18 protein-coding genes, 1 tRNA gene and 1 other RNA gene are annotated in these 23,357 nt (G+C 70.9%); 12 read left to right on the top strand and 8 right to left on the bottom strand.

The window, feature by feature from the left end; genetic code table 11:
* Positions 1 to 34: 34 nt before the first annotated feature.
* Positions 35 to 1,042 carry a LacI family DNA-binding transcriptional regulator gene (locus tag HCR68_RS01105; RefSeq protein WP_243858855.1) on the bottom strand — a complete coding sequence of 336 codons (1,008 nt, stop codon included), beginning with the start codon at positions 1,040 to 1,042 and terminating at the stop codon, positions 35 to 37.
* A 320-nt stretch (positions 1,043 to 1,362) separates the two neighbouring features.
* Between HCR68_RS01105 and HCR68_RS01110 the strand changes: the two genes are divergently transcribed.
* Both HCR68_RS01110 and HCR68_RS01115 read left to right on the top strand, forming a co-directional pair.
* Entirely contained in the window at positions 1,363 to 2,217 is an 855-nt protein-coding gene (locus tag HCR68_RS01110) for a TIM barrel protein (RefSeq protein WP_167145392.1), read from the top strand.
* Positions 2,214 to 3,614, top strand: coding sequence for a sugar porter family MFS transporter (locus tag HCR68_RS01115; protein WP_167145394.1), 1,401 nt, complete (start codon positions 2,214 to 2,216; stop codon positions 3,612 to 3,614). The genes HCR68_RS01110 and HCR68_RS01115 overlap by 4 nt, the downstream gene beginning before the upstream one ends.
* Positions 3,615 to 3,698: 84 nt before the next feature.
* On the opposite strand, the gene HCR68_RS01120 is transcribed toward HCR68_RS01115, so the two are convergent.
* Positions 3,699 to 3,786, bottom strand: a tRNA-Ser gene (locus tag HCR68_RS01120).
* A 350-nt stretch (positions 3,787 to 4,136) separates the two neighbouring features.
* Here HCR68_RS01120 and ffs point away from each other — a divergent pair.
* From ffs to HCR68_RS01145, 5 genes are all read left to right on the top strand, one after another.
* An RNA gene (gene ffs / locus HCR68_RS01125) (signal recognition particle sRNA small type) lies at positions 4,137 to 4,231 on the top strand.
* A gap of 585 nt (positions 4,232 to 4,816) precedes the next feature.
* On the top strand, positions 4,817 to 8,743 hold the full coding sequence (locus HCR68_RS14420) for a DNA polymerase III subunit gamma and tau (protein ID WP_279586954.1): 3,927 nt from the start codon (positions 4,817 to 4,819) through the stop codon (positions 8,741 to 8,743).
* 1 nt (position 8,744) lies between these two features.
* Positions 8,745 to 9,353, top strand: a complete 609-nt coding sequence (gene recR, locus HCR68_RS01135) for a recombination mediator RecR (protein WP_167145396.1) — start codon at positions 8,745 to 8,747, stop codon at positions 9,351 to 9,353.
* Between the two features lie 259 nt (positions 9,354 to 9,612).
* Entirely contained in the window at positions 9,613 to 10,521 is a 909-nt protein-coding gene (locus HCR68_RS01140; RefSeq protein ID WP_208320463.1) for an ABC transporter ATP-binding protein, read from the top strand.
* A 61-nt stretch (positions 10,522 to 10,582) separates the two neighbouring features.
* Positions 10,583 to 11,350 (top strand): ABC transporter permease, encoded by a 768-nt coding sequence (locus HCR68_RS01145; protein WP_167145398.1) that lies wholly within the window; start codon positions 10,583 to 10,585, stop codon positions 11,348 to 11,350.
* 124 nt (positions 11,351 to 11,474) lie between these two features.
* Here HCR68_RS01145 and HCR68_RS01150 read toward each other — a convergent pair whose 3' ends face one another.
* Both HCR68_RS01150 and HCR68_RS01155 read right to left on the bottom strand, forming a co-directional pair.
* Positions 11,475 to 12,563 (bottom strand): ABC transporter permease, encoded by a 1,089-nt coding sequence (locus tag HCR68_RS01150; protein ID WP_167145400.1) that lies wholly within the window; start codon positions 12,561 to 12,563, stop codon positions 11,475 to 11,477.
* Positions 12,560 to 13,504: an ABC transporter ATP-binding protein gene (locus HCR68_RS01155; RefSeq protein ID WP_167145402.1), complete on the bottom strand. Its 945-nt coding sequence runs from the start codon at positions 13,502 to 13,504 to the stop codon at positions 12,560 to 12,562. Before HCR68_RS01155 ends, HCR68_RS01150 begins: the two co-directional genes overlap by 4 nt.
* Positions 13,505 to 13,754: 250 nt before the next feature.
* On the opposite strand from HCR68_RS01155, the gene HCR68_RS01160 reads away from it, so the two are divergent.
* The 4 genes from HCR68_RS01160 (at position 13,755) to HCR68_RS01175 (ending at position 17,138) form a co-directional block, all read left to right on the top strand.
* Positions 13,755 to 15,275 (top strand): aspartate kinase, encoded by a 1,521-nt coding sequence (locus HCR68_RS01160; RefSeq protein ID WP_167145404.1) that lies wholly within the window; start codon positions 13,755 to 13,757, stop codon positions 15,273 to 15,275.
* On the top strand, positions 15,272 to 16,369 hold the full coding sequence (locus HCR68_RS01165; protein ID WP_167145406.1) for an aspartate-semialdehyde dehydrogenase: 1,098 nt from the start codon (positions 15,272 to 15,274) through the stop codon (positions 16,367 to 16,369). The genes HCR68_RS01160 and HCR68_RS01165 overlap by 4 nt, the downstream gene beginning before the upstream one ends.
* 184 nt (positions 16,370 to 16,553) lie before the next feature.
* The gene (locus HCR68_RS01170) at positions 16,554 to 16,814 is read left to right on the top strand and encodes a type II toxin-antitoxin system ParD family antitoxin (protein ID WP_243858856.1); all 261 of its coding nucleotides are present in this window, start codon (positions 16,554 to 16,556) and stop codon (positions 16,812 to 16,814) included.
* Between the two features lie 9 nt (positions 16,815 to 16,823).
* Positions 16,824 to 17,138, top strand: a complete 315-nt coding sequence (locus HCR68_RS01175; protein ID WP_167145410.1) for a type II toxin-antitoxin system RelE/ParE family toxin — start codon at positions 16,824 to 16,826, stop codon at positions 17,136 to 17,138.
* Positions 17,139 to 17,303: 165 nt separating this feature from the next.
* Here the strand turns inward: HCR68_RS01175 and HCR68_RS01180 are convergent, their stop codons facing one another.
* The 4 genes from HCR68_RS01180 to HCR68_RS01195 form a co-directional block, all read right to left on the bottom strand.
* Complete coding sequence (locus tag HCR68_RS01180; RefSeq protein WP_167145412.1) at positions 17,304 to 18,053, bottom strand: potassium channel family protein; 750 nt, start codon at positions 18,051 to 18,053, stop codon at positions 17,304 to 17,306.
* 276 nt (positions 18,054 to 18,329) lie between these two features.
* Positions 18,330 to 19,976 (bottom strand): NAD-dependent malic enzyme, encoded by a 1,647-nt coding sequence (locus HCR68_RS01185; protein WP_167145414.1) that lies wholly within the window; start codon positions 19,974 to 19,976, stop codon positions 18,330 to 18,332.
* A 194-nt stretch (positions 19,977 to 20,170) separates the two neighbouring features.
* Positions 20,171 to 21,040 (bottom strand): MurR/RpiR family transcriptional regulator, encoded by an 870-nt coding sequence (locus HCR68_RS01190; protein ID WP_167145416.1) that lies wholly within the window; start codon positions 21,038 to 21,040, stop codon positions 20,171 to 20,173.
* A gap of 234 nt (positions 21,041 to 21,274) precedes the next feature.
* A complete protein-coding gene (locus HCR68_RS01195; RefSeq protein ID WP_167145418.1) occupies positions 21,275 to 22,465 on the bottom strand; it encodes a Fic family protein in 1,191 nt (396 codons plus the stop codon).
* A 384-nt stretch (positions 22,466 to 22,849) separates the two neighbouring features.
* Between HCR68_RS01195 and HCR68_RS01200 the strand changes: the two genes are divergently transcribed.
* Positions 22,850 to 23,227, top strand: a complete 378-nt coding sequence (locus HCR68_RS01200) for a thioredoxin family protein (RefSeq protein ID WP_167145420.1) — start codon at positions 22,850 to 22,852, stop codon at positions 23,225 to 23,227.
* Positions 23,228 to 23,357 lie beyond the last annotated feature (130 nt).

Genomic DNA, 23,357 nt, shown 5'->3' on the forward strand with positions numbered 1-23,357 from the left:
GAGGTACCAATCTGCCGTTCGGCGGGGAGGCGACTCAGGGGGCCGCGGGGCCGGTTGAGGCCCTCTCCACCAGCCGCGGCACGAGCACCTGCTGCGTGGGCAGATAGCGGTCCGCGGCACGTCCCACGGCTCGCTCCAGTGCCAGCCGGGCCATGAGAGAGGGATTCTGGTCAATGGTGGTCAGCGGAACGAGGCTGGTGTCCGACCTGCGGGCATTGTCGAAGCCGACGACGCTCACCTGCTCGGGCACCTTGACGCCGGCCATGAAGAGGCCCTGAATGATGCCGAAGGCGAGTCGGTCGTTGAAGGCCGTGATCGCCGTCGGCAGGGTGCCTCCGGCCAGGATCTCCCGGGCCGCCCGGACGCCGTCGGCCTGCTCGAGGCCCCCGGGGATGATGGCCGACTCCGCTTTGAGGCCGTGCGCCTCCATCGCCTGGAGGTAGCCGGTGCTTCGCTCGGTGCTCGACGGTGCGGTCCGACCATCAACATGCACGATCCGCCGATGCCCCAGGTCGGCGAGATGGTCAACCGCCATGACGATTCCGCCCCGGTCATCGATGCGAATGACGTCGACGCCGGGGCATGACAGCGGGCGTGCGACGGCGATGACGGGAACCTCGTCCGCAAGCACCCGCAGGCGCCCCATGCCCAGGGAGGGCGCGATCATGATCAGGGCCTCACAACGATCCCGCAGGAGCGTCTCCGCTGCCCTGCGGTCGTCGACGGCGCCGACGACCGCCGAGAGCACCAGCTCGTGCCCGCCGGACTCGGCGGCTGCGTACAGGCCGTCGACGATCTCCGCGTGGAAGGGCTGGTGGACGCCGAAGGTGACGCCGATGAGGCCCGACCTCGCCGAGCGCAGGGCGCGTGCTCGCTGGTCGGGGCGATATCCCAGGCGTGCCGCCACCGCCTTGACCCGACGTCTGGTCTCCTCCGAGGCCCCGGTCGCGTCCCGCATGACGATCGAGGCCAGTGAGACTGAGCAGTTCGCCTCCTTGGCGACATCGAGGAGCGTCACCCGCTTGCTGCGTCCTCGCGCCATGGTCCTCCTTCGCCTGAGCTGCCGCGGTCTCCCGAGTGGACTGTAACGTCTAGAATTCTAGAACGATCGTTCGAGAGGTGCTCGGCATAGACTGTTGAAATATTAGGAAATAGGTGGGATCAGGTTGCAGAGTTGTGATCCTCAATGCTGGTATATCACTAGAACGTCCTAGTCTCGTTGGTGTCAGGAGGCGGCACAGAGGCCGCCGGAAACCCTCATGACGAAGGAGTCATCGTGCCCACCGCCCTGCCCGTCCGCCCCGACACACGTGAAGCAGGCCTTCTCGACACCGCCGTCGTCACCCTGGAGGAGGTCGCCCGATGAGCCCCGTGACCGTTCCCGCCGACAACGCCTTCACCCTCGCCGCCTGCGCCGAGATGATCTACCTCGACAAGCCCTTCCTCGAGCGCGTCGACGCCATTGCCGCTCGCGGCCTCAAGGTGGAGATCTGGGACTGGACCGCCAAGGATCTCACGGCGCTTGCGGCACGGCGCGCCGACGGCGTCGAGATCGTCTCCATGACCGGCTACGTCGAGGGCGATCTCACCACCGACGACGGAGTCACCCGGATCCTGTCCACCGCGGAGGACTCGCTCAAGGCCGCCGAGACGATCGACTGCCCCCGGCTCAACGTCCACGGGACCGGTCTCGGTGAGGGCGGCATCCCCGTGGTCGCCAACGCACATCCCAGCCCGACCGACTGGCTGCGCGCCGTCGACACCTGCCGGCGCCTGGCCGAGCTCGGCGAGCGCCACGGCCGCATCTTCACCCTGGAGAACCTCAACACCGCCGTCGACCACCCCGGCTGCCCCTTTGCGCTCGCCCGTGACACCCGTGCCCTCGTCGCTGCGGTCGACTCTCCCCACCTGCGGATGAACCTCGACCTCTACCACGCGCAGATCGGGGAGGGGAACCTCATCGAGCTGTGCCGGCAGTGCCTGCCGCTCATCGGCGAGATCCAGGTCGCCGACGTCCCCGGCCGCGCCCAGCCCGGCACCGGCGAGATCAGCTACCGGGCCGTCTCCGAGGCCCTGGCCGCCGCCGGTTACCGCGGCACCGTGGCCATGGAGGCCTTCGCCACCGGTGAGGGCGAGAACGGTTCGACGGCCGTGTCCGAGGCTGCTCTCGACCAGTTCATCGACACCTTCTCCGTCTCGGGGGAGAGATCCTCATGAGTGCAGTAACCGCGGTCTCCGATCGCAGAAGAGTCGACAAGCGCCTGTTCACCATCCGCACTATCGCGACCCTCGGTGGTCTCCTCCTCGGGTACGACACCGGCGTCATCTCCGGCGCGCTTCCCTTTCTCGCCAAGGGGGCCTCCGAGGGCGGACTCGGGCTCAGCGCCTTCCAGCAGTCGATCGTCACCTCCAGCCTCACCCTGGGGGCGGCCTTCGGCGCCGTGATCGGCGGGCGTCTGTCCGACCGCTACGGGCGTAGGAAGAACATCATGACCGTGGCCGTCATCTTCCTCCTGGCCGCCCTGGGCTGCGCCCTGTCCCCGAACTATGCGGTGCTCGTGTGCTTCCGCTTTCTGCTCGGGCTGGCGGTCGGAGGCGCCAGCGCCACGGTCCCCGTGTACCTGTCCGAGATGGCGCCCGTCGCCATCCGAGGAACGATGGTGGCTCGCAACGAGCTCATGATCGTCACCGGCCAGCTGCTCGCATACTCCTTCAACGCCTTCATCGCGATCATGTGGCCCCACGCCCACGTGTGGCGCTGGATGCTCGTCATCTGCTCGGTGCCGGCGATCGCGCTGTGGATCGGCATCCACCTGCTGCCCGAGTCCCCCCGCTGGCTCGCCAACAAGCGGCGTACCCAGGAGATGTGGGCCGTCCTCAACGAGGTCCGCATGCCCGATGAGGTGGAGGCCGAGGGCGAGGACATCGCTCGACGGGTCGAGGAGGAGGCCAGGATCGGCTCCGGGGCGTGGAGCGACTTCCGGGTTCCGTGGATCCGCAGGATCACCCTCATCGGCATCGGGCTGGCCGCCCTGTCCCAGCTGACGGGGGTCAACGGCATCATGTACTACGCCCCGACGATCCTGGAGACCACCGGACTGGGCACTCAGGCCGCCCTCGTGGCGACCATCGCCAACGGGGTCGTCTCCGTCGTCGCCGTCGCCATCGGTATCGGCTTCCTCAAGCGGCTGCCGCGCAAACGCATGATGATCATCGGTCAGACCGGCGTCGTCGTCTCCCTGGTGATGCTCGGGTTCATGTTCCTCCTGCCCGCCTCGGTGACCCGGAGCTACCTGGTCCTGCTGTTCATGCTGACGTTCCTGTTCTCCATGCAGTGCTTCATCGGCCCGACCTTCTGGCTCATGCTCGCCGAGATGTTCCCGATGCGGGTGCGCGGCCTGGCCAACGGGGTGGCCGTGTTCTGCAACTGGATGGGCAACGTCATCGTGGCCTTCGCCTTCCCCAACCTCATCGCGGCGGTCCAGGGCAACACCTTCTTCGTCTTCGCCGTCATCAACGCGCTCACGCTCGCCTTCTACGCCAGGTTCCTGCCCGAGACCTTCGGTCACACCCTGGAGTCCCTCGAGCGTCACTTCGAGGAGAGGTACTCCTGAGCTCGTCGTCGGGCGCCTGAGGGGGCCCGGCACCCGCCCTTGCACCATGACAAAACCCCGGGATCGTGCGGATCCCGGGGTTGGTGGCGGAGGATGGGGGATTCGAACCCCCGAGGGCTTGCACCCAACACGCTTTCCAAGCGTGCGCCATAGGCCACTAGGCGAATCCTCCAGGTGCTCCATGCGGCGACAACCGCGTGCAACGAGAAAGGAATATATCGGACCGCCCATCTCCGGGGCCAGTCCGGGGCGGTGGGATCTGTCACGCGAGGCCGGATCCGCTGGCCCGATCTGCTTGCCCTGACCGAGAGCGGCCCTGACCGGGAGCGGCCCTGACCGGGAGCGGCCCTGACCGGGAGCGGCCCGGACCGGGAGACGTGGCCACCGGTTCCCGCGCGGACGCACCTTGGGCCTCCAAGACTTGATGCCAAGGGGGCAGTCCCGGGGCTCTATGGTGCGTCCGCGCGATCAGAGGCGAGTGAAGCCGGTTCGCAACCGGGGCCCCGATCGGGTAGTCTCTCGCTCGGCCCCTCGTGCGGCGTCATCCAGCGAATCCCCCAGGACCGGAAGGTAGCAAGGGTAAGCGGGCTCTGGCGGGTGCACGAGGGGTCCTCACGTTCCTGGGTGCCGAGGGATCGGGCCGGGAGCGCGGAAGAGTCCGGAAAGACCCGGAGCGCGCATCGAGGAGCTATCGGCGACTGCGCTTCCCGTCGGGGACGTACCTTTCTCGCAGACGACTGGGGGCGGACCTCAGTAACCTGCGGGAAAGCGCAGTCCTCGCCTCAAAGGTACGTCCTCGCTCGGCCCATGCCCCGCCGCCTCGGGCTCAGCACGACGTCGGTGCGGCCCGCTGAGCCCACCCGCCTGTACTGTGCGAGGCCCGGGTGGGATGGCACGTGAGGGCTCCTCGTGGCGGCAGGCCCACTCGCCCGCACTGCACGACGTCTGGGGGCCACTGGAGGAAGGTTGGCGGTACTCCACGACGGTTGACGTATCGTGCAGTGCGGCTAACCCCCGGCCAGGGGCACCCGAGGTTCGTGGAGTACGCCCTGGATCATGCCTCGGCGCCGATCCTCGTTTCCCCGTTGTTCCGCCGTTCCTCCCGCCGACGCCGGTCGAGCCCTCCGACGTGAGTCGCTCGGTGCGCACCTGACGTGCCCGGCGCCTCGCACGGGGTCGGCCCGGCCGATTAGGCTCGGCCCGTGACCACCGCTCTGTACCGCCGCTACCGTCCCGACGCCTTCCAGGAGGTCATCGGGCAGGACCATGTCACCGCTCCGCTCATGGCGGCGCTGCGGGCCGACCGGGTCACCCACGCCTACCTCTTCTCCGGCCCGCGCGGCTGCGGCAAGACGACGTCGGCGCGCATCCTGGCCCGCTGCCTCAACTGCGCCCAGGCCCCCACCGACACCCCCTGCGGCACCTGCCCCTCCTGCCGGGACCTGGCCACCGGCGGCCCCGGCAGCCTCGACGTCGTCGAGATCGACGCCGCCAGCCACAACGGCGTTGACGACGCCCGCGACCTGCGCGAGCGCGCCGCCTTCGCCCCGGCCCGCGACCGCTACAAGATCTTCATCCTCGACGAGGCCCACATGGTCACCGCCCAGGGCTTCAACGCGCTGCTCAAGCTCGTCGAGGAGCCGCCCGCGCACGTGAAGTTCATCTTCGCCACCACCGAGCCCGAGAAGGTCATCGGCACGATCCGCTCGCGCACCCACCACTACCCCTTCCGCCTCGTCCCGCCGGACGTCCTCGAGGGCTACCTGGGCCAGCTGTGCCGGGCCGAGGGCGTCGAGATCGGCCCCGGCGTCTTCCCCCTCGTGGTGCGCGCCGGCGGCGGCTCCGTGCGCGACACCCTGTCCGTCATGGATCAGCTCATCGGCGGTGCGCACGACGGCGGCGTCGACTATCAGCGGGCCGTCGCCCTGCTCGGCTACACCGACACCACCATGCTCGACCAGTGCGTCGACGCGATCGCGGCGGCCGACGGCGCCGGCGTCTTCCGGGTGGTCGACCGGGTCGTCTCCTCCGGGCACGACCCCAGGCGCTTCGTCGAGGACCTGCTCGCCCGCCTGCGCGATCTCCTCGTCATCGCCCTGGCCGGCTCCGAGGCCGGAGCGGCGCTCGGCTCCATGCCTCTCGACGAGCTCGAGCGCATGGACCTCCAGGCCCGCACCATGGGGGCCGCGGCCCTCTCGCGGGCCGCCGACACCACCGCCCAGGCCCTCACGGCGATGGTCGGCGCCACCTCCCCCCGCCTCCAGCTCGAGCTGCTCGTGGCCCGCCTGCTCATCCCGGCCGGTCACGCCCAGGCCGGTGGCGCCGCGGGCCCGGGAGGAGCGCCCGGGCAGGCCGGGGCCGCAGGGCCGACGTCGTCGCTCGCTCCCGGGGCGGGCGCTGCCAACGCCTCTGGCGGTATACCCGCCGGATCCGGGCGCGAGATGGCCGCCCAGATCGCCCGACAGGCCTCCGCGGACGCCGCCGGACGGCGCGGGAGCCAGTGGCCCGAGAACACCGGGGGAGCGGGGAATGACGGGAGCGCAGCCCCCGCCGCGGCGCCCGGGGCGCCCCCGGCCCCTCAGACCCCTCAGGCCGACGACGGCTGGGGACAGGCCTCGAACGCGGACGGCTGGAACGAGCCGGGTGGTGCCCCGACAGGGGCGGCGCCACGGGCGTCGGCGTCGGCCCCGAACGCGCCCTCGGCGCCCGCCGCGGGAGCGACGTCGGCTGCGCAGGCTCCGCAGGCCGGATCCGCCGTCAGCTGGGACGGCCCCAACGACGGCGCCCCGTCCCACGGGCCGGCAGCCTCCGCCGCGTCCTCGTCCCCCGCCCCGTCAGGGCTCTCGGCGCCGTCCGCCGCGGCCGCGCCGCCCCAACAGCCGGTCGAGCAGCCCTCATACGCAGCCGGACAGGCCGGCGCCCCGGCGGCCCCGAGCGCGCCGGCGGCCCCCACGACCCAGGGGCGTGGTGCCGCCGGCGGTCCTGGCGGGGCCGAGGCGGCCGACGCGGAGATGATCCGCACCCGCTGGGAGGAGGTCCTCGAGGCCGCCAAGCGCTCGCGGCGCGCGACCTGGGCGCTGGTCGGCCCCAACTCCCGGCCGGGCACCGTCTCCGGGGGCGTCTTCACCCTGCTGTTCGCCGCGCCCGGTCTCGTGGGCGCCTTCGAGAACGGCGGACACGGTCCCATCTTCTCCGCAGCCCTCCACCAGGCCCTCGGCCTGCGCCTTGAGGTGCACGCCATCGTCGCCGGTGACGGTCCCGACGGGTCAGGTGGCTCGGGAGGTCCGGGAGGCTCCGGCGGCTCGCACGGTCCGGGTGGCCCGGGCGGCTTCGGCGGTGGAGCCGCCGGAGTCGGTGACGCGGGCAGTGGAGGCCACAGCCTTGGCCGTCCTGACGGTGCTGGTCATGCCGGTCATGGTGGAGCTCCGGGGGCTCACGACGCCGGTGCCCCGAGTGCAGGCCCAAGCGGTCCGGCTCCCCTGGCGAGCGCCGTCGACTCGGCCGTTCACGGTGGACAGGCGAGCGACGGCGATGTCGGCTCCAGGCTCCAGGGCTCCGCGCAGGTCGTCGCCGACCCGGTTGTCGGTGGTCGTGCCGGTGGCGTCGATCAAGGCGGCGGTGCACCGCAGGACTCCTCCGGGGCTGGTGCGTCCTCCGCCCCGTCTGCCGCCGTCCCCCGGGCGGGCGCCGCCGGTGTCGACAGGGCCTACGACGACTCGGCGGTGACCGATCCGACCTTCAGCGCAGCAGAAGGGGCCGGTGAGTCTGACGCTCGCGATCGTGCCGATGCGGCCGCTGCCGGACCGGCCCGGTCGGCCGGCATCGATCCCGCCGACCGTGCTCATGCGCGCCGGTCCGTCTCCACCACCTGGGACGACGGCTCGCCGATCGTCGAGCCCCCGCCCGACGACGACTGGGGCTCCGACCCCTACGCCGATGCCCCGGGGTACCCGGGATATGACGCCGCCGAGCCCTCCGGCCCGGCTGAGCGGATCGGACCCACCGGGGACCCTGCCGCTGCGGGGGCCGCCGCGCAGGCCACCGCGGCCTCGCCCGAGCCGCGCGCGCTGCAGCCCGCCCCCGCGCCCTCCGAGTTCCAGGCCGTTTCCCCGGCCTCCCCCGCCGCCCCGGCCTTCTCCGCATCCTCCGCACCCCCGGCGGCTCCGGTTGCTTCTGCACCCGCCCCCCACGCGGTCCCGACGTCGTCGGCCCCCGCGGTGCCCACAGACCCCGACGACGGGTGGGGACCCGTCGCGGTCCCCGGAGGCGGCTCGGCTCCGGCGCCCGCATCGGCGCCCGCCCCCGACAGCACTGGCAGCACCGACACGGACGACGGCTGGGGACCGGTCGCCGTCCCCGGAGGCGGAACCGTGCAGGCCCGGTCCGCACCGGGCTCAGCGCCGTCATCCCCGCCGGGCGGATCACCCTCCTCGGGCGCGTCGGCGGCCCCGGCGCCCGAGGTGTCCCTCCCGCACGCCTCGGCCCCCGCTCCCGCCGGTCCCCGGGGCGGCTCCCGGCCCAGTGCCTCCAGCCCCCAGCCCTCATCCGCGCCGGTCCCGACTCCGGCTCCCGCCTCACCATCACCCGCACAGTCACCCGCGCAGTCCCGCTCCGCCCCCGCCGCGCAGGCGCCCGACGAGGCGCCTCTGGCCACCGTCCACCGTCTGCGCGCCCTGCCGGAGATTCCCGGCGGGGCCGCATCGTCCCCGGCCGCTCCCCAGTCCTACCAGCAGGCTCAGTCCCCGCAGGCGCCGGCCGCCGGCAGCGCGTCCGGTGCGCCCGACGTCACCGCCGGATCGCCCGGCCTGGCCCCCGTCACCTGGGAGGGGACGCCGTCGAGCCCCTTCAGCCCCGGCCCGGCGCCCGAGGAACCCAGCGCCCCGAGCGCCCCGCCCGAGGACGACGCCACCTGGGCGCCGTCGGGCATCGCGGGCTCGCGCCTGGCCGCCGCCATGGCCGCCGCCCGCGCCGCCGCGCAGGACGCCGGCGCCGACTCCCTGGCCGACGACACCCCCAGCGAGGACGACCCCGACGCCGAGGACGCCGGCGTTGTCGGGCTGGAGGTCGTCAAGCGCATCCTGGGCGCCCAGGTCATCGAGGAGGTCACCGTGACCCAGGAGGGACGCTGACATGCCCGCCGTCTACGAAGGTGCCGTCCAGGACCTCATCGACGAGTTCGGCGAGCTGCCCGGCATCGGCCCCAAGTCCGCCCAGCGCATGGCCTTCCATGTGCTCGCCGCCGACTCGGCCTCCGTCGAGCGCCTCATCGAGGCCCTGCGCGCCGTCAAGGCCAAGGTCCGCTTCTGCGAGACCTGCGGCAACATCGCCGAGGCCCCTCAGTGCGCGATCTGCCGCGACCCCCGCCGCGACCAGCGCGTCATCTGCGTCGTCGAGGAGCCCAAGGACGTCGTCGCCATCGAGCGCACCCGCGAGTACCGGGGGCTCTACCACGTGCTCGGCGGTGCCATCGACCCCATCAACGGCGTCGGCCCCGACGATCTGCGCGTGCGCGAGCTCTTCGGCCGCCTGGGGTCCGGCGAGGTCGAGGAGGTCATCCTGGCCACCGACCCCGACGTCGTCGGCGAAGCCACCGCCGCCTACCTCACCCGCATGCTGCGCACCATGGCCGTGCCCGTCTCCCGGCTCGCCTCCGGCCTGCCCGTGGGAGCTGACCTGGAGTACGCCGACGAGGTCACCCTCGGGCGAGCCTTCGAGGGCCGACGCCGCGTCGAGGACTGAGACTCCTCCTGGCCTCCTTGCCGAGCCGGGCATTCTTCGCGTAGTCCCACGGTTCTTCTGTCCGGCTACGCGAGAAATGCCCGGCTCGACGAATGTAAGGCGGGGAGGCGGTCGGGGCCTCGTTGACGCGGGAATTAACCGGCAACTTCGGTAAGACTTGTAAAACTAGTTATACGGTGCGACGATGGAGGGGTGAGGGCGCACAGAACCCTCCCGCTGAGGCGATCCACCTCGACGGACACATCATCCAGGAGTTCTGATGAACGCCGTCACCTGCAACCACGTCACCCGCCGCTTCAGCGACCTCACCGCTGTCGACGACGTCAGCCTCCAGGTCGCCGACGGCGAGATCTTCGGCATCATCGGCCCCAACGGCGCTGGTAAGACGACACTGCTCTCCAGCATCGAGGGCCTCGACGAACCCACCTCCGGAGAGATCTCCGTCCTGGGCCTGCACCCCGTCAAGGATGCCGGCGAGATCGCCCGCCGCACCGGCATCCAGCTCCAGCAGGCCGCGCTCCTGCCCCGACTACGGGTCGGAGAGGCCCTCGAGCTCTTCTCCTCCTTCTACGACCAGTCCTTGCCCTGGCGTCCGCTGCTGGAGCGCCTCGGCATCGCCTCCAAGGAGAAGACCGACGTCGCCCGGCTCTCCGGTGGGGAGCGCCAGCGCGTCTTCATCGCCCTGGCCCTCGTCCACGACCCCGAGCTGCTCTTCCTCGACGAGCTGACCACCGCGCTCGACCCCCAGGCGCGCCTGGCCATGTGGGATGTCGTGCGCGACATCCGCGAGCGCGGCAAGACGGTGGTCCTGACCACCCACTACATGGAGGAGGCCGAGGCCCTGTGTGACCGGGTCGCCGTCATCGACCACGGACGCGTCATCGCCCTCGACACGATCCCGGCGCTCATCGCGGCCCACGGTGGCCAGGCCACGCTCCGTCTCAGACTCGGTGCGCCTGCGCCGGCGAGCCTGTCCGACGTCGAGGGCGTCACCTCCGTGACCAACGACGGCGCCGTCACCGTCGTCGGCGGCACGGGCGCTTTCGCTCAGGCGGTCCTGGCCCACCTGGCGCAGGCCGACGTCGTCGTGCAGGACATGGAGACCCACTCGCCGGGGCTGGAGGAGGTCTTCCTCAACCTCACCGGGCGCGCCCTCCGGGACTCATGACCGGTCAAGGCTCCGCTGAAACCGACTATCAAGACAACGAGCGCTGAGAAGAGATACGACCATGCCGACCACGCGCACCCGTCGAACCTATACAACCCTGCTCGTCATGCTGACCCGCTCGACCCTGCCTGAGCCCGTCGGCCTGTTCTTCACCCTGATCCTCGCCCCGCTGCTGGTGGTGATCCTCGGCGTGCTCTTCGGCAACGAGCCCAACCCCCAGTTCGGGGGCCGTGGCTTCATGGACGCCACCTTGCCGGCCTGCGCCTGCCTCGTGGTGGGGATGACCGGCATCATCATCCTGCCCACCAGCCAGCTCCAGCTGCGCGAGAGCGGGGCCCTGACTCGCCTGCGGGCTACGCCGCTGAGCCCGCGGGTCTTCGTGGCGGCCGACCTGACCGTCAACTTCCTCGTCAGCCTGGTAGGCATCGTGCTGGCGCTGCTGGTGGGAGCCCTCGGCTTCGGGGTGAGGCTCCAGGGCAACCCGGTGGCGGTCCTGGCCGCCGCGGCCCTTGGGCTGGTGGCCTTCCTGGCGCTGGGCTACACGCTGGCCGCCGTCTATCCGTCCTCCCGCGCCGCCACCGGGATCGGGAACGGATTGTTCATCGTCATCATGATGACCTCCGGGGCCTTCGTCCCCCAGAGCCAGATCCCGCAGGGCGTCCAGCGAGTGGCCCGCTACTCGCCCTTCCGCTACCCGGTCGACCTCGTGCAGGGGATGTGGTCCGGCCGGTCCTGGGCGGATTATGGGACGGCGCTGGCGGTGCTCGTCGGTATGACGGTGGTCTGCGGCCTGCTGGGGGCCCGGCTGTTCCGGTGGAAGACGGCCTGACTGAGAGCCACTTATCCCTTGCGGCGAGCCGGGCATTTCTCGCGTAGCCGGACAGAAAAACCGTAGGGCTACGCGAGAAGTGCCCGGCTCGATGAGGGTAGGTGGCCGCGGGAGGAAGTGACGCTCAGGCCAGGCGGATGCCGCGCGGCAGCCTGCCGGCCGGGACGCGCAGGCGCCGACTGGCCGTCACCACGCCGCCTGCCCCCAGAGCCATGAGCGCCACAAGGCTGGCGGGCCAGAAGGCCAGGTGGTTCGTCGTCGGGTCGTCACTGCTCGTCATCGGAGACTGTGGCGAGCCGTCATCGGAGTCGTCCCCCTCGCAGTAGTTGCGGACAACCCGCTCGGGCTTGGGGTCGCGCATGTCGTCGATCATCCTGCCGGAGATCGTCAGCGGTGACGCGCTGTAGCCGCTGCCCCTGCTGGCCGGCTGAAGCGGTACGTGCGCGGTGGCGTCCCCCAGGGCCACGAAGGGGTTGGGGGCCAGCATCCACCAGATCCGGTCGGTGCGGGTGACGTCGTGGGTGGAGGTTTCGGGCTCGGGCTGGCATACGACCTTGTCATCGGTGGAGTCGCTGTAGTTCACGTCGTAGACCACCTCGGTCTGCGTGCCGGTCACCACGGAGGAGGCGATGGCCGTGGCCAGGGGCGTTCCGACGGTCAGGGCGGCCACCACGATGTAGGTCAGCGCCGCCGATGCCGAGGGGCGCGCCGTCAGGCTGGAGAACCCCAAACCGATCGCGCACACCGCCCCCAGCGTGAAGACGAGGATGACCAGGTGGGCGACGAGCGCCTGCCAGTGCGATCCGCCCGCGACGGTCAGGATGATGAGGAAGGGTGCGGCCACCCCCAGGAAGGCGATCGCCGCGACCCAGGCCGCCAGCAGCTTGCCGACGACGATCTCCTGGCTGCGCAGCGCGGTGGCCTGCAGCAGCGCCAGGGTCGCGTCGGCCCGGTCGCCGTTGATGGATGTCGCCGACAGGGTGGGGGCCACGATGAGCCCGATCCCCAGGACGAAGCAGACGACGAGGTCGTAGAGGGCCACGAGGTAGTCGTTGGACGGCCCGGGGCTCGTCGTCTCCACGGCGATCGTCAGCCCGCCGCACAGCAGGATGAGGACGGCCAGCCAGATCCCCAGCATGACGCGCCAGCGCGTGGCCCTCACCCGCTGGCGCAGCTCGAGCACCATGATGGTGCGCACACCGGTCCAGGTCATCGGCGTTCTCCTTCCAGGGCCAGGTAGGTCTCCTCCAGGGTTCCCGGCAGCGGGGCGAAGGAGACGACCTCCACCCCGGCCTCGACGGCCTCGCGCAGCAGACGGGCCGCCGCCGCGTCGTCGGCCACCGGCAGGCGCACGGTCCCGTCCTCCTCCGGCGTGACAGGCAGCTGCGCGGAGCCGGCCCAGTCGTTGAGGCGCCCTGCGTCCAGGGCTCGCATCCGCCAGGTCCGTCGCACCGGCGCCGGGTGCGTGGCGCCGTCGGCCGCGGCGTCTCCGACCGGTACCGGGTCCGATGGCGAGGGGACGGCGGTTCCGCGGGACATGAAGACGACGCCGTCGACCATCTCCTCCATCTCCGACAGGATGTGGCTGGAGAGCAGGACCGTGGTGCCGCCCGAGGCCAGGTCGCGCAGCAGGATGCGCAGGTCGGCGCGCGAGCGCGGGTCCATGCCGGCGGCCGGCTCGTCCAGGAGCAGGACCTTGGGGGCGTGGATGAGGGCGCGGGCCAGGCCCAGGCGCTGCTTCTGGCCCCGGGAGAGTACCCGGGCGGGCGTGCGCGCCAGCTCGTCGAGGTGGACCAGGGTGAGCATCTCGACGGCGCGGGTGCGGGCGGTATCGGCGTCCATCCCCTGGGCGGCGGCGAAGGTCAGGAGGATCTCGGTGCAGGTCAGGGAGTCCCAGGTGCCGAAGGCGTCGGGCATCCAGCCCACGGCGCGGTGGATCTCGCGGGACTGGGTGACCGGGTCCAGGCCCGCGACGCGGATCGTCCCGGAGTCCGGGGCCAGGAGGGCCGCGAGCATGAGCAGCAGCGTCGTCTTGCCTGCGCCGTTGGGGCCGACCAGGCCGGTGACGGCGCCGTCGGGCACCGACATATCCAGCTGGCGCACCGCGGGCGAGCGACCGAAGAAGCGGGTGAGCTGAGAGACTTCAATGCCCATAAGGAGAGACTACCGTGTGGAAGGTTGCGGTGACACAGGTGGAGGAAGGCAAGTGCGGCCACTGTGAGAGCCGCGTGATATGTCGGCAACACGGTGCATCGTATGCTTGACCCAGCCACGCCGTCGTGGGCGCCGCGCGGCGTCGGCTTCACACCTCGGAAGCCCCTGCGGGGCCGCCCGCTGCGCTGCGCGGCAGTTGACAGCAGGACTGACTGATACAGGACTGACCCGAGGACCCGAGGAGCGCCACATGGCACTGGTCGTCCAGAAGTACGGCGGCTCGTCCGTCAGTGACGTCGACGCGATGCGACGCGTCGCCCGGCGCATCGTCGCCACCCGCGAGGCCGGCAACACGGTCGTCGTCGTCGTCTCCGCGATGGGGGACACGACCGACGAGCTCCTCGACCAGGCCGCCGCCCTGACCACCGACGCCCCGGCCCGCGAGATGGACATCCTGCTGTCGGCCGGCGAGCGCATCTCCATGGCCCTGCTCGCCATGGCCGTCGGCGAGCTCGGCGTGCCGGCACGCGCCTACACCGGCGCCCAGGCCGGCGTCCTCACCGACTCCAAGTACGGCAAGGCCTCCATCGTCGGGGTCCTGCCCGAGCGCGTGGCCCGCTCCATCCAGACCGGCGCCGTCGCCATCGTCGCCGGCTTCCAGGGCATCAACGAGGTCGAGGACACCACCACCCTGGGGCGCGGCGGCTCCGACACCACCGCCGTCGCCCTGGCCGCCGCCCTCAACGCCGACGTCTGCGAGATCTACACCGACGTCGACGGCCTGTTCACCGCCGACCCCCGCATCGTCCCCACCGCCAAGCGCATCGAGTCCCTCTCCAGCGAGGAGACCCTGGAGCTGGCCGCCCACGGCGCCAAGATCCTCCACCTGCGCGCCGTGGAGTACGCCCGCCGCTTCGGCGTGCCGCTGCACGTGCGCTCCTCCTTCTCCGACAAGACCGGGACCTGGATCTACGACGGCCGCAGGCAGGGCGCCTTCGTGCCCTCGGTCGTGGCCGCCCAGCTCGACGACGTCGTCGCCGCAGACATCGCGACGCCGGGCAGTCCTGCGACGCCGGCCAGTGCCGCCAGCGCAGCGAGCCCGGAGGCGGCCCCCGCCGGCCCGGCCTCGCCCTCAGACCCCGCCGGACTCGACGAGGGCCCCTCGGCCGCCGTCGTCGACTCCGCGCACCGCAATGCCATCGCCGCGCGGGCCCAGGCCCGCCCCCGCCCGTCCGCCAAGGAGGACCACGTGGAAGCCCCCGTCATCTCCGGAATCGCCCACGACCGCAGCCAGGACAAGATCACGCTCGTGGGCGTGCCCGACGTCCCCGGCGCCGCCGCCCGCATCTTCGCGATCGTGGCCGGCACCGACGCCAACATCGACATGATCGTCCAGGACGTCTCCGCCGAGGGCACGGGCCTGACCAACATCTCCTTCACCTGCCCCGACGGCGACTCCGCCACCGCCCGCGAGGCCCTGGAGGGCGCCCGCGAGGAGCTGGGCTTCCGCAGCCTGCACTTCAACCCCGACATCGGCATCCTGTCCCTGGTGGGCGCCGGCATGCGCTCCAACCCCGGGGTCTCGGCGCGCCTGTTCAGCGCCCTGAGCGAGGCCGGGGTCAACATCCACATGATCTCCACCTCCGAGATCCGCATCTCGGTGGTGGTCGACGACGCCGTACTCGACGAGGCCGTGCGCGCCGTCCACTCCGCCTTCGGCCTCGACGCCCAGGCCGCCGAGGCGGTCGTCTACGGAGGGACCGGACGATGAGCCAGCCAGTCAGCACTGTCAACACCTTCACCGGACCGGCCGACGGCGTCGCCGTCGCCGTCGTGGGCGCCACCGGCCAGGTCGGCCGCGTCATGCGCGCCATGCTGGCCGAACGCGACTTCCCGGCCCGCGCGGTGCGCTTCTTCTCCTCGGCCCGCAGCGCCGGGAGCGTCGTCGACTTCCGCGGCGCCCAGGTCGAGGTCGAGGACGTCGCCACCGCCGACCTGAGCGGCATCGACGTCGCGATCTTCTCCGCCGGGGGCGCCGCCTCGCGCGAGCACGCGCCCCGCTTCGCCGAGGCCGGGGCCGTCGTCGTCGACAACTCCTCCGCCTGGCGCAAGGACCCCGAGGTCCCGCTCGTGGTGAGCGAGGTCAACCCGCACGCCCTGCGCGAGCGCCCCAAGGGCATCATCGCCAACCCCAACTGCACCACCATGGCCGCCATGCCCGCCCTCAAGGTGCTGCACGAGGAGGCCGGGCTCATCCGCCTCATCGTCTCCACCTACCAGGCCGTCTCCGGCTCGGGGCGGGCCGGGGTGGCCGAGCTGGCCGGGCAGGTGCGCGCCGTCGTGAACGAGGACATGGAGGGCCTGGCCCTGGACGGGCGGGCCGTGGACTTCCCCGCGCCGGAGGTCTACGTCGACACCATCGCCTTCAACGCCGTGGCCTGGGCCGGGAACGACGCCGGGGACGGCTCCGGCGAGACCGACGAGGAGCAGAAGCTGCGCAACGAGTCGCGCAAGATCCTGGGGATCCCGGACCTGCTGGTCTCCGGTACCTGCGTGCGCATCCCGGTGTTCTCCGGCCACGGCCTGAGCGTCAACGCCGAGTTCGCCCGCGAGATCAGCGTCGAGCGCGCCCGCGAGCTGCTGGAGGCGGCGCCCGGCGTCACCTACCAGGACGTGCCCAGCCCCCTCAAGGGCGCCGGCCGCGACGGCACCTTCGTGGGGCGGCTGCGCGCCGACCAGGCCTTCGCGCCGGGTCACGGCCTGCAGTTCTTCGCCGTGGGGGACAACCTGCGCAAGGGCGCGGCCCTCAACGCCGTCGAGCTCGCCGAGCTGGTGGCCGCCGAGATCCAGGCCGCGCGGGGCTGAGGCTGTCCCCTTTCCTCCTCCGCCGAGCCGGGCATTTTTCGCGTAGCCCGACAGAAATTCTGTTGTCCTCCGCGAGAAATGCCCGGCTCGGTGTCTGCGCGGTCAGTGCGGCCGACGATCCTCCCAGGAGCCCGGTGTAGAGTCCCGTCCATCAGAGGAGAGGAGGTGCCCTGTGTGCAGACAAGTGAGTGTCACTCTGCCGAGTCATCTGGCGGACGAGCTGGAGCAGCGCGTCGCCTCGGGTGCCTACGCCGACCGCAGCGAGGCAGTCACTGATGGGCTTCGGGAGCTGTTCGCCCGCGAGGAGGCTGTTGACGCCTGGCTGCGCGGTGACGTGGCGTCGGCGTATGACGAGCTGAGGGCTGATCCCTCGTTGGCCCTGGATGCCTCGCAGGTGCGCGCCCACATCGCGGCCCATCACTCCCGCCGTACCTCCGAGGCCTGAGGACGATCCGTGACCCGGCGTGTGGGCTACTCTCCGCAGGCGCAGCGTCATCTGACCGATCTCTACGACTGGATCGCGTACAAGTCTGGCTTCCCCGATCGCGCCGAGGCCTACGTGACCGCGCTGATGGACCGGTGCGATGCGCTGGCCGACTTCCCGATGGTTGGTCGCGCTCGCGACGACATCCGCCCCGGTCTGCGCACCATCGGGTTTCGCCGGCGTGCTGTCATCGCTTTCGCCGTCACTGATGAGGCGATTGAGATCATCGGTATCTACTACGGCGGGCGCGACTATGGTCCGCTTCTGCATGCCGACGACGAATGACTGAGCTTGTGAATCTTTGTGCAGCATCGCCCTCGCCCTCTGCCCTGAGCCGGGCATTTTTCGCGTAGCCGGACAGAAATTCTGTTGTCCTACGCGAGAGATGCCCGGCTCGGTGTCTGCGCGGTCAGTGCGGCCGACGTCGGACCGGAAGACGGGTGGACGCGGTCAGGTGCCCGAGCCGCGTTCCTCCAGGAGACGGTCGATGCGCCGGCTCAGCTCACTGACCTGCTGCTGGAGGGCGGCCACCTGCGCCTGCGTGGCGGCCTCCTGCTCGGCGTTCTCCTCCTCGACCAGCGAGACGATCCACGACGCCAGGGTCGCCGTGACGACACCGATGAGCGCCACGCCGCCGATCATGAGCAGCGCCGCGATGCAGCGCCCTTGCGTGGTCATCGGGGTGGTGTCGCCGTAGCCGATGGTGGTGATGGTCGTCAGCGCCCACCACAGGGCCTGACCGAAGGTCCGGATCGAGGAGCCCGGTTCCTGGCGCTCCGCCTCCAGCGTGGCCAGCGCCGAGGTGAAGATGAGCAGGCCCGCGCTTCCGACCGTGTAGAGGGTGATGCGTCCGCGCAGTGCGGTGCCGGCGCTGCGCTGCATGACGCCCACGAGCGTCACCAGGCGCAGGAGGCGCAGTGGCCGCAGGACTGGCAGGGCGAGCACCGCCAGGTCCGGCAGGTGATGGAGGAACCAGCGTCCCCGGTTCGGCGCCAGGACCAGGCGCACGAGGTAGTCGACGCCGAACAGGGCCCATACGACGTCGATGACCAGCTCGGCGGAGGCCTTGGCCGCGCCCTGCGCGCTGAGCACCTGCCAGGCGTAGGCGCCCAGGAAGACGACGGCGGCGCCGGTCAGCGGCCACTCGGTCGCCCGCTCCCACGCCCGCAGTCGAGCGCCCGTGCTCTCCTTGGTCGGCATGCCCCGATGGTAGACCTCGTCCGCCGGCTGCGTGCCGCCCTCGCCGATGGAGGCATGCGGCACTGACGGGGACCTTCGACGCCCCGGGGACGTGTCGCGCGTACGGGGACAGAAATCCTGTACCCGACGGCGCAGAACGTCCCCGGCCGTGAGAGGGGCGCACCCGTTCGCGTGGGATGTCCCCGGCCGCGAGAAGGGTGAGTGAAAAGGGCGAAGGGCGCGCCCGTGAACGCCGAAGGCCCCACAGGTGGGGGCGGGGCCCTTCGCACCGGCTCCTCAGACGACCTCGGGGTAGACCGGCTGCCACATGGCGTCCTGGACCGCCTGGATGAGGTTGTCGTGCTGGATGGTGGCGACGCCGTCGGCCTCGGCCTGGCGGGCGACGGCGACGGCGACCGTCGCCGAGGAGGCGCGCAGGTTCTCCACCGGCGGCAGCAGGGCCGCACCGGGCGCCGTCGGGTCCACCTGGCTCGCCACCGCCTGAGCGGCGGCGAGCAGCATGCCGTCGGTCACCCGGCTCGCCCCCGAAACGATGACCCCCAGGCCCAGACCCGGGTAGAGCAGCGCGTTGTTGCCCTGCCCGATCGTGAACGTGGTCCCCTCGTAGTCGAAGGGCTCCACCGGGATGCCCGTGGCGACCAGCGCCTTGCCGTCGGACCAGGCGACGACGTCGGCCGGTATGGCCTCGATCCGCTCGGTGGGGTTGGACAGCGGCAGGACGATGGGGCGCTCGACGCCGCTGCTCATCTCCTCGATGACCTCCCGGGTGAAGGCCCCGTGGTCCGTGGAGGTACCGATGAGAACCGTGGGGTGGACCCGCCGCACCGTCTCCAGCAGACCGATCCGGCCGTGCTCGCGCGTCCAGTCGGAGACCTCGGAGGCCGGGCGGGCGTAGGCCTGCTGGTAGTCGGGCAGGTCCTTCATGTCGTCGGTGACCAGGCCCTCCCGGTCGATGAGCCAGATGCGTGAGCGCGCCTCGTCCGGGCTGAGGCCGTCGCGGACCATGCCCGCGTGGATCTGGTCGGCCATCCCCGTGCCGGCGGTGCCGGCGCCGTAGACGACAAGACGCTGGTCGGCGAAGTTCTGGCCGGTGACCTTCATGCCGGAGATCACCGCGGCGATGACGATGGCGCCGGTGCCCTGCATGTCGTCATTGAAGATGCGGTACTGGTCGCGGTTGGCCAGCAGGATGCGGCGCGCGTTGGACGGGCCGAAGTCCTCGAAGTGGAGCAGCGCGTGGGGGAAGAGCTCGCCGGCCACGGACAGGTACTCGGCAATGAGGTCGTCATAGCGCTGGCCGCGCACGCGCGCGTGCCGCTCGCCCAGGTAGGCGGGGTCGTTGAGGAGGGCCTCGTTGTCGGTGCCGCAGTCCAGGTTGACGGCGATCGTGCGCTCGGGGTGGATGCCGGCGGCGGCCGTGTAGACGGCGAGCTTGCCCACGGAGATGTCGGTGCCGTTGACGCCCCAGTCGCCGATGCCCAGGATCTCCTCGGCGTCGGAGACCACCACCAGGTCGACGTCGTCAGGGCCCAGCCCCAGGTTCTCCAGGGAGGGGCGCACGTCCTCGATGCGGTCCACGGACAGGTAGACGGCGCGTGACCTGCGGTAGTCGCGGCTCCACTTCTTGATGGCCTCGCCGATCGTGGGGTCGTAGACGATCGGGAGCAGCTCGGCGAGGTGGTCGGTGAGCACCCGGTAGTAGAGGACCTCGTTGCGGTTGTGGAGCTGGTCGAGGAAGACGTACTTGTCCAGGTTCGTGGGCTGGGAGCACAGCTGCGCGTAGGTGCGGGCCGCCTGCTGGTCGAGGGTCTCGACGGCGGAGGGGAAGCGACCGATGAGCCCGAGCCGACGTCGCTCCTCCTGGGAGAAGGCCGTGCCGCGGTTGGTCAGGGGGTCGGTGATGATGGACGGTTTGGCAGGCATGTGGTCTCCTCGGAAGCGGCTGGAGCTGTTCGTCAGTTTAGTGACGATCTTAGTGGGTGGATAGAAGTAAACTAACTACTCTTCCTGGAGCGCGTCCACCGGTGCCGGTTCCGCGGTGGATCGGGCGGGAGGCAGTGCGGGAGTCAGTCGGAGTCGGTGGGAGTCGTCTGGAGGACGGCGGGACGGCTCCGCCGTCACAGGTAGCCGCGCATGAGGTCGAAGGTCTCCTCGACGGCTTCGGCGCGGCGGTGCTCGGGGTGCTCAGCCGCCACCGCGTCGAGAACCGCCTCGAGGACGACGAGCGTGGCCGCGCGCGTCCGGAACATCGCCTCCTGGCTGATCGACGGCGTGGTCAGAAGGATGTCCGCCATGGGCACGAGCGGCCCGGTGCGTCGGTTGGTCAGGAGGATCGAGGTGGCGCCGCGCTGGCGCGCCAGGCGCAGCAGGGCCTCGATCGGGGAGGGATGGCGGTCGAAGGTCGCGGCGAGGACGACGGCGTCGTCCCCCAGGCCGGCCAGCGCGTGCGCCCAGCGGTCGGTTCCCTCCAGAATGACGACGTCGCCCCTGAGGTAGGACAGCAGGAGACCGAAGTACTGCATGAGGGGCCGGCCCGTGGCGACGGCACCCAGGTAGAGGGGGCGATCGGCGTCGCCGACCAGGGCGCAGGTGCGGGTGAAGGCCTCCTCGTCGATCGCCGTGGGACAACCGGAGAGCACCTCTTGAGCAGCGGTGACGCGCCGATCGAGGATGGACCGCGGAGACGATGCGGTCTCGGCGCGGTCGTCACGCAGCCGTCGAAGGCGTTCGACCGGCAGGGACAGGTCCTCGCGCACGCCGGCGCGCAGGCTGCGGCTCATGGCGCGGAAGTCGGGGTACCCGAGCTTGCGCGCGAACCGGCCCGCCGTCGCCGAGGAGACCCCCACGGCCCGACAGACCTCCTCGAGGTTGAGCAGGGCGGCACCGGGCAGGTTGTCCTCATAGAAACGGGCGACGTCGAGCTCGCGCGAGGTGAGGCGGGCGGACGCGAGCCGGTTCAGAAAAGGAGTGTCCTCGGATGGCTCCACAGCCCCAATCTATCGAAGTCGCCAGGGCTGAACAGGGCCGGGGCGGTCGGCCCGGCCCGTGGGACTCGGCCGTGGCCCTCGCCCGCGCGCTCGCGGGGACATTCGACGCCGTCGGGGACATTTCTGCGCGGCCGGGGGCGTGTCGCGCGTACGGGGACAGAATTCCTGCACCCGCACGCGCAGGATGTCCCCGGCCGTGGGGAGGGGGCGGGATAAGGCCACGTCAGGTGCACGTCAGGTGAGTAGAACCTTCAGGAGGGCCGGGGCGGCGAAGCGGCGAGGCTGAGACCCTGTCCCGACGACGTCGAGCACTCCGATGTCGATCAGCTGGCCGACGAGGCTGTTGGCCCGCCCGTATGAGATATCGAGGGCGGCCTCGACCTTGCGCACCGTGAAGCTCGGGTTCGCGACGGCGAAGTCGACGAGGTCGAGCGCGCGCCCAGATCTCAGGCTGGAGGCTCGCACCGTCTCCTTGAGACTCTGGTGTGCGGCTGCCAGAGCGAGCATCTGGTGACGCGTGCTGGTGGCGGCCGCGGCCAGCCCCCGGGAGAAGAAGGTGAGGAAGGTGTCCCAGTCGCCGTGGGTACTGACCCCGAGCAGAGCGTCGTAGTACTCGGCGCGGCGCTCCTCGAACCATGGTGAGACTGTCAGTGTCGGTTCGCTGAGAACGCCTGAGCCGAGGAGTGTGAGCACGATGAGGAACCGCCCCAGACGACCGTTCCCGTCCCGGAAGGGGTGAAGGGTCTCGAACTGGTAGTGGGCCATGCCTGCGGCGATGATCGGGTCGATCTCTCCGCCGTGGTCCTGGCGCAGCCAGTCGACAAGGGCGCGTACGCCGGAGCGAAGACGATCTCCGGGTGGCACGGGAACGAAGCGGCTCGTGTGGATCGGAGCCGCGCCGTGCGTACCGGGCCGGCGTCCAATCATGACCTGGCTGTCGCGCAGCCGACCGGAAGCGGGCTCAAGTGGGGTGCCCCGCATGAGCTCCCCTTGAAGGTCCTCGATGAATGCCAAGGTGATGGGACGCCCCTCCTGGGCCCACAGGAAGCCGCTGTTGGCCATGCGGACGTAGTTGAGGATCTCCGCCATCTCAGCGGTGTCGGGGGCGTCGTCGTCGGCGGTCAGTACCTCGCGCAACGGTGCGTACGTTCCCTCCAGGGCCGACGTCGACTGCGCCTCGCGTCGCAAGGAGGGCGTTCGTAGAAGGTAGGGATTCGGCAGCTGCTGGGCCGTGGCGTCGAGCGCGGCCAGTGCGCGGCCGGCTTTTGCCAGCATCCGGTAGGTGCTTCCACTGAGAGTCGGCTCGTCGGAACCGAGTGGCGCGGGGATGAAGGCCTTGTGCTGCCAGCTGCCGGTCACCTGGTCTGAGCCGGTGATGTCGACCAATTCTCCCATGGTGTCGTCAACGAACATCCTTAGATCCATGATGTCAGTCTAAAGGGTGTTGTGTGACATTTGAAGGGTGTCGATTGTATACAACGGATACTTGTTGCACATCCTGAGTGGAGCTGTATCTGCAAACGGTCATGTCTGGGGTTGGGGCGAGTGGCCCCACCGCCCTGTCGGGGACCTTCGACGCCGTCGGGGACATTTCTGCGCGGCCGGGGGCGTGTCGCGCGTACGGGGACAGAATTCCTGCACCCGTACGCGCAGGATGTCCCCGGCCGTGGGGAGGGGCTTGGGGTCCGGATGGGAGGGGGACACCCGCCGTCGGCGGTGGAGCGCGGCTGGGGGCAGGAATAGGGTGGGGCCCGGTCGTGTTGGCCGCAGTGGAACCGATCAGTATCCGCAGTCTTGAAAGGAACGCTCATGGCCACCAAGAACATCACCGGCCCGGAGTTCAAGGACACCATCCACGGCGAGGGCATCACGCTCGTGGACTTCTGGGCCTCCTGGTGCGGCCCGTGCATGCGCTTCGGCCCCATCTACGAGAAGGCCTCCGAGGCCAACCCGGACATCACCTTCGCCAAGGTGGACACCGAGGCCGAGCAGGACCTCGCCGGGGCCCTGGGCATCTCCTCGATCCCCACGCTCATGGTCTTCCGGGACAATGTGCTCGTCTATCGCGAGGCCGGCGCCCTGCCCGCCCCCGCGCTCGACTCACTCATCACGCAGGTGCGCGAGCTCGACATGGACGCCCTCAAGGCCAAGATCGCCGAGGAGGAGGCTGCCGGCGCCCAGGCCTGAGCCGCCTCACGCCTCGGCACCGCGCTGAGCCCTGCCGGCCCTTCCCTGCCGCTCCAGCTCTTCGACGTCGCCCGAAAACCCGCCGTTTCCGGGCGACGTCGTCGTCTGTTACCCGGCTCGCCCAGTCAAG

The organism is Actinomyces sp. ZJ308 (assembly GCF_011752065.1).
Lineage (GTDB): Bacteria > Actinomycetota > Actinomycetes > Actinomycetales > Actinomycetaceae > Actinomyces.

Coding starts and splice junctions, on each gene's coding strand:
- HCR68_RS01165 (WP_167145406.1), top strand. CDS start 15,272: ATGAGCCAGCCAGTCAGCACTGTCAACACCTTCACCGGACCGGCCGAC.
- HCR68_RS01160 (WP_167145404.1), top strand. CDS start 13,755: ATGGCACTGGTCGTCCAGAAGTACGGCGGCTCGTCCGTCAGTGACGTC.
- HCR68_RS01105 (WP_243858855.1), bottom strand. CDS start 1,042: ATGGCGCGAGGACGCAGCAAGCGGGTGACGCTCCTCGATGTCGCCAAG.
- HCR68_RS01110 (WP_167145392.1), top strand. CDS start 1,363: ATGAGCCCCGTGACCGTTCCCGCCGACAACGCCTTCACCCTCGCCGCC.
- HCR68_RS01150 (WP_167145400.1), bottom strand. CDS start 12,563: ATGACCTGGACCGGTGTGCGCACCATCATGGTGCTCGAGCTGCGCCAG.
- HCR68_RS01115 (WP_167145394.1), top strand. CDS start 2,214: ATGAGTGCAGTAACCGCGGTCTCCGATCGCAGAAGAGTCGACAAGCGC.
- HCR68_RS01200 (WP_167145420.1), top strand. CDS start 22,850: ATGGCCACCAAGAACATCACCGGCCCGGAGTTCAAGGACACCATCCAC.
- HCR68_RS01180 (WP_167145412.1), bottom strand. CDS start 18,053: ATGCCGACCAAGGAGAGCACGGGCGCTCGACTGCGGGCGTGGGAGCGG.
- recR (WP_167145396.1), top strand. CDS start 8,745: ATGCCCGCCGTCTACGAAGGTGCCGTCCAGGACCTCATCGACGAGTTC.
- HCR68_RS01140 (WP_208320463.1), top strand. CDS start 9,613: ATGAACGCCGTCACCTGCAACCACGTCACCCGCCGCTTCAGCGACCTC.
- HCR68_RS01185 (WP_167145414.1), bottom strand. CDS start 19,976: ATGCCTGCCAAACCGTCCATCATCACCGACCCCCTGACCAACCGCGGC.
- HCR68_RS01155 (WP_167145402.1), bottom strand. CDS start 13,504: ATGGGCATTGAAGTCTCTCAGCTCACCCGCTTCTTCGGTCGCTCGCCC.
- HCR68_RS01145 (WP_167145398.1), top strand. CDS start 10,583: ATGCCGACCACGCGCACCCGTCGAACCTATACAACCCTGCTCGTCATG.
- HCR68_RS01195 (WP_167145418.1), bottom strand. CDS start 22,465: ATGGATCTAAGGATGTTCGTTGACGACACCATGGGAGAATTGGTCGAC.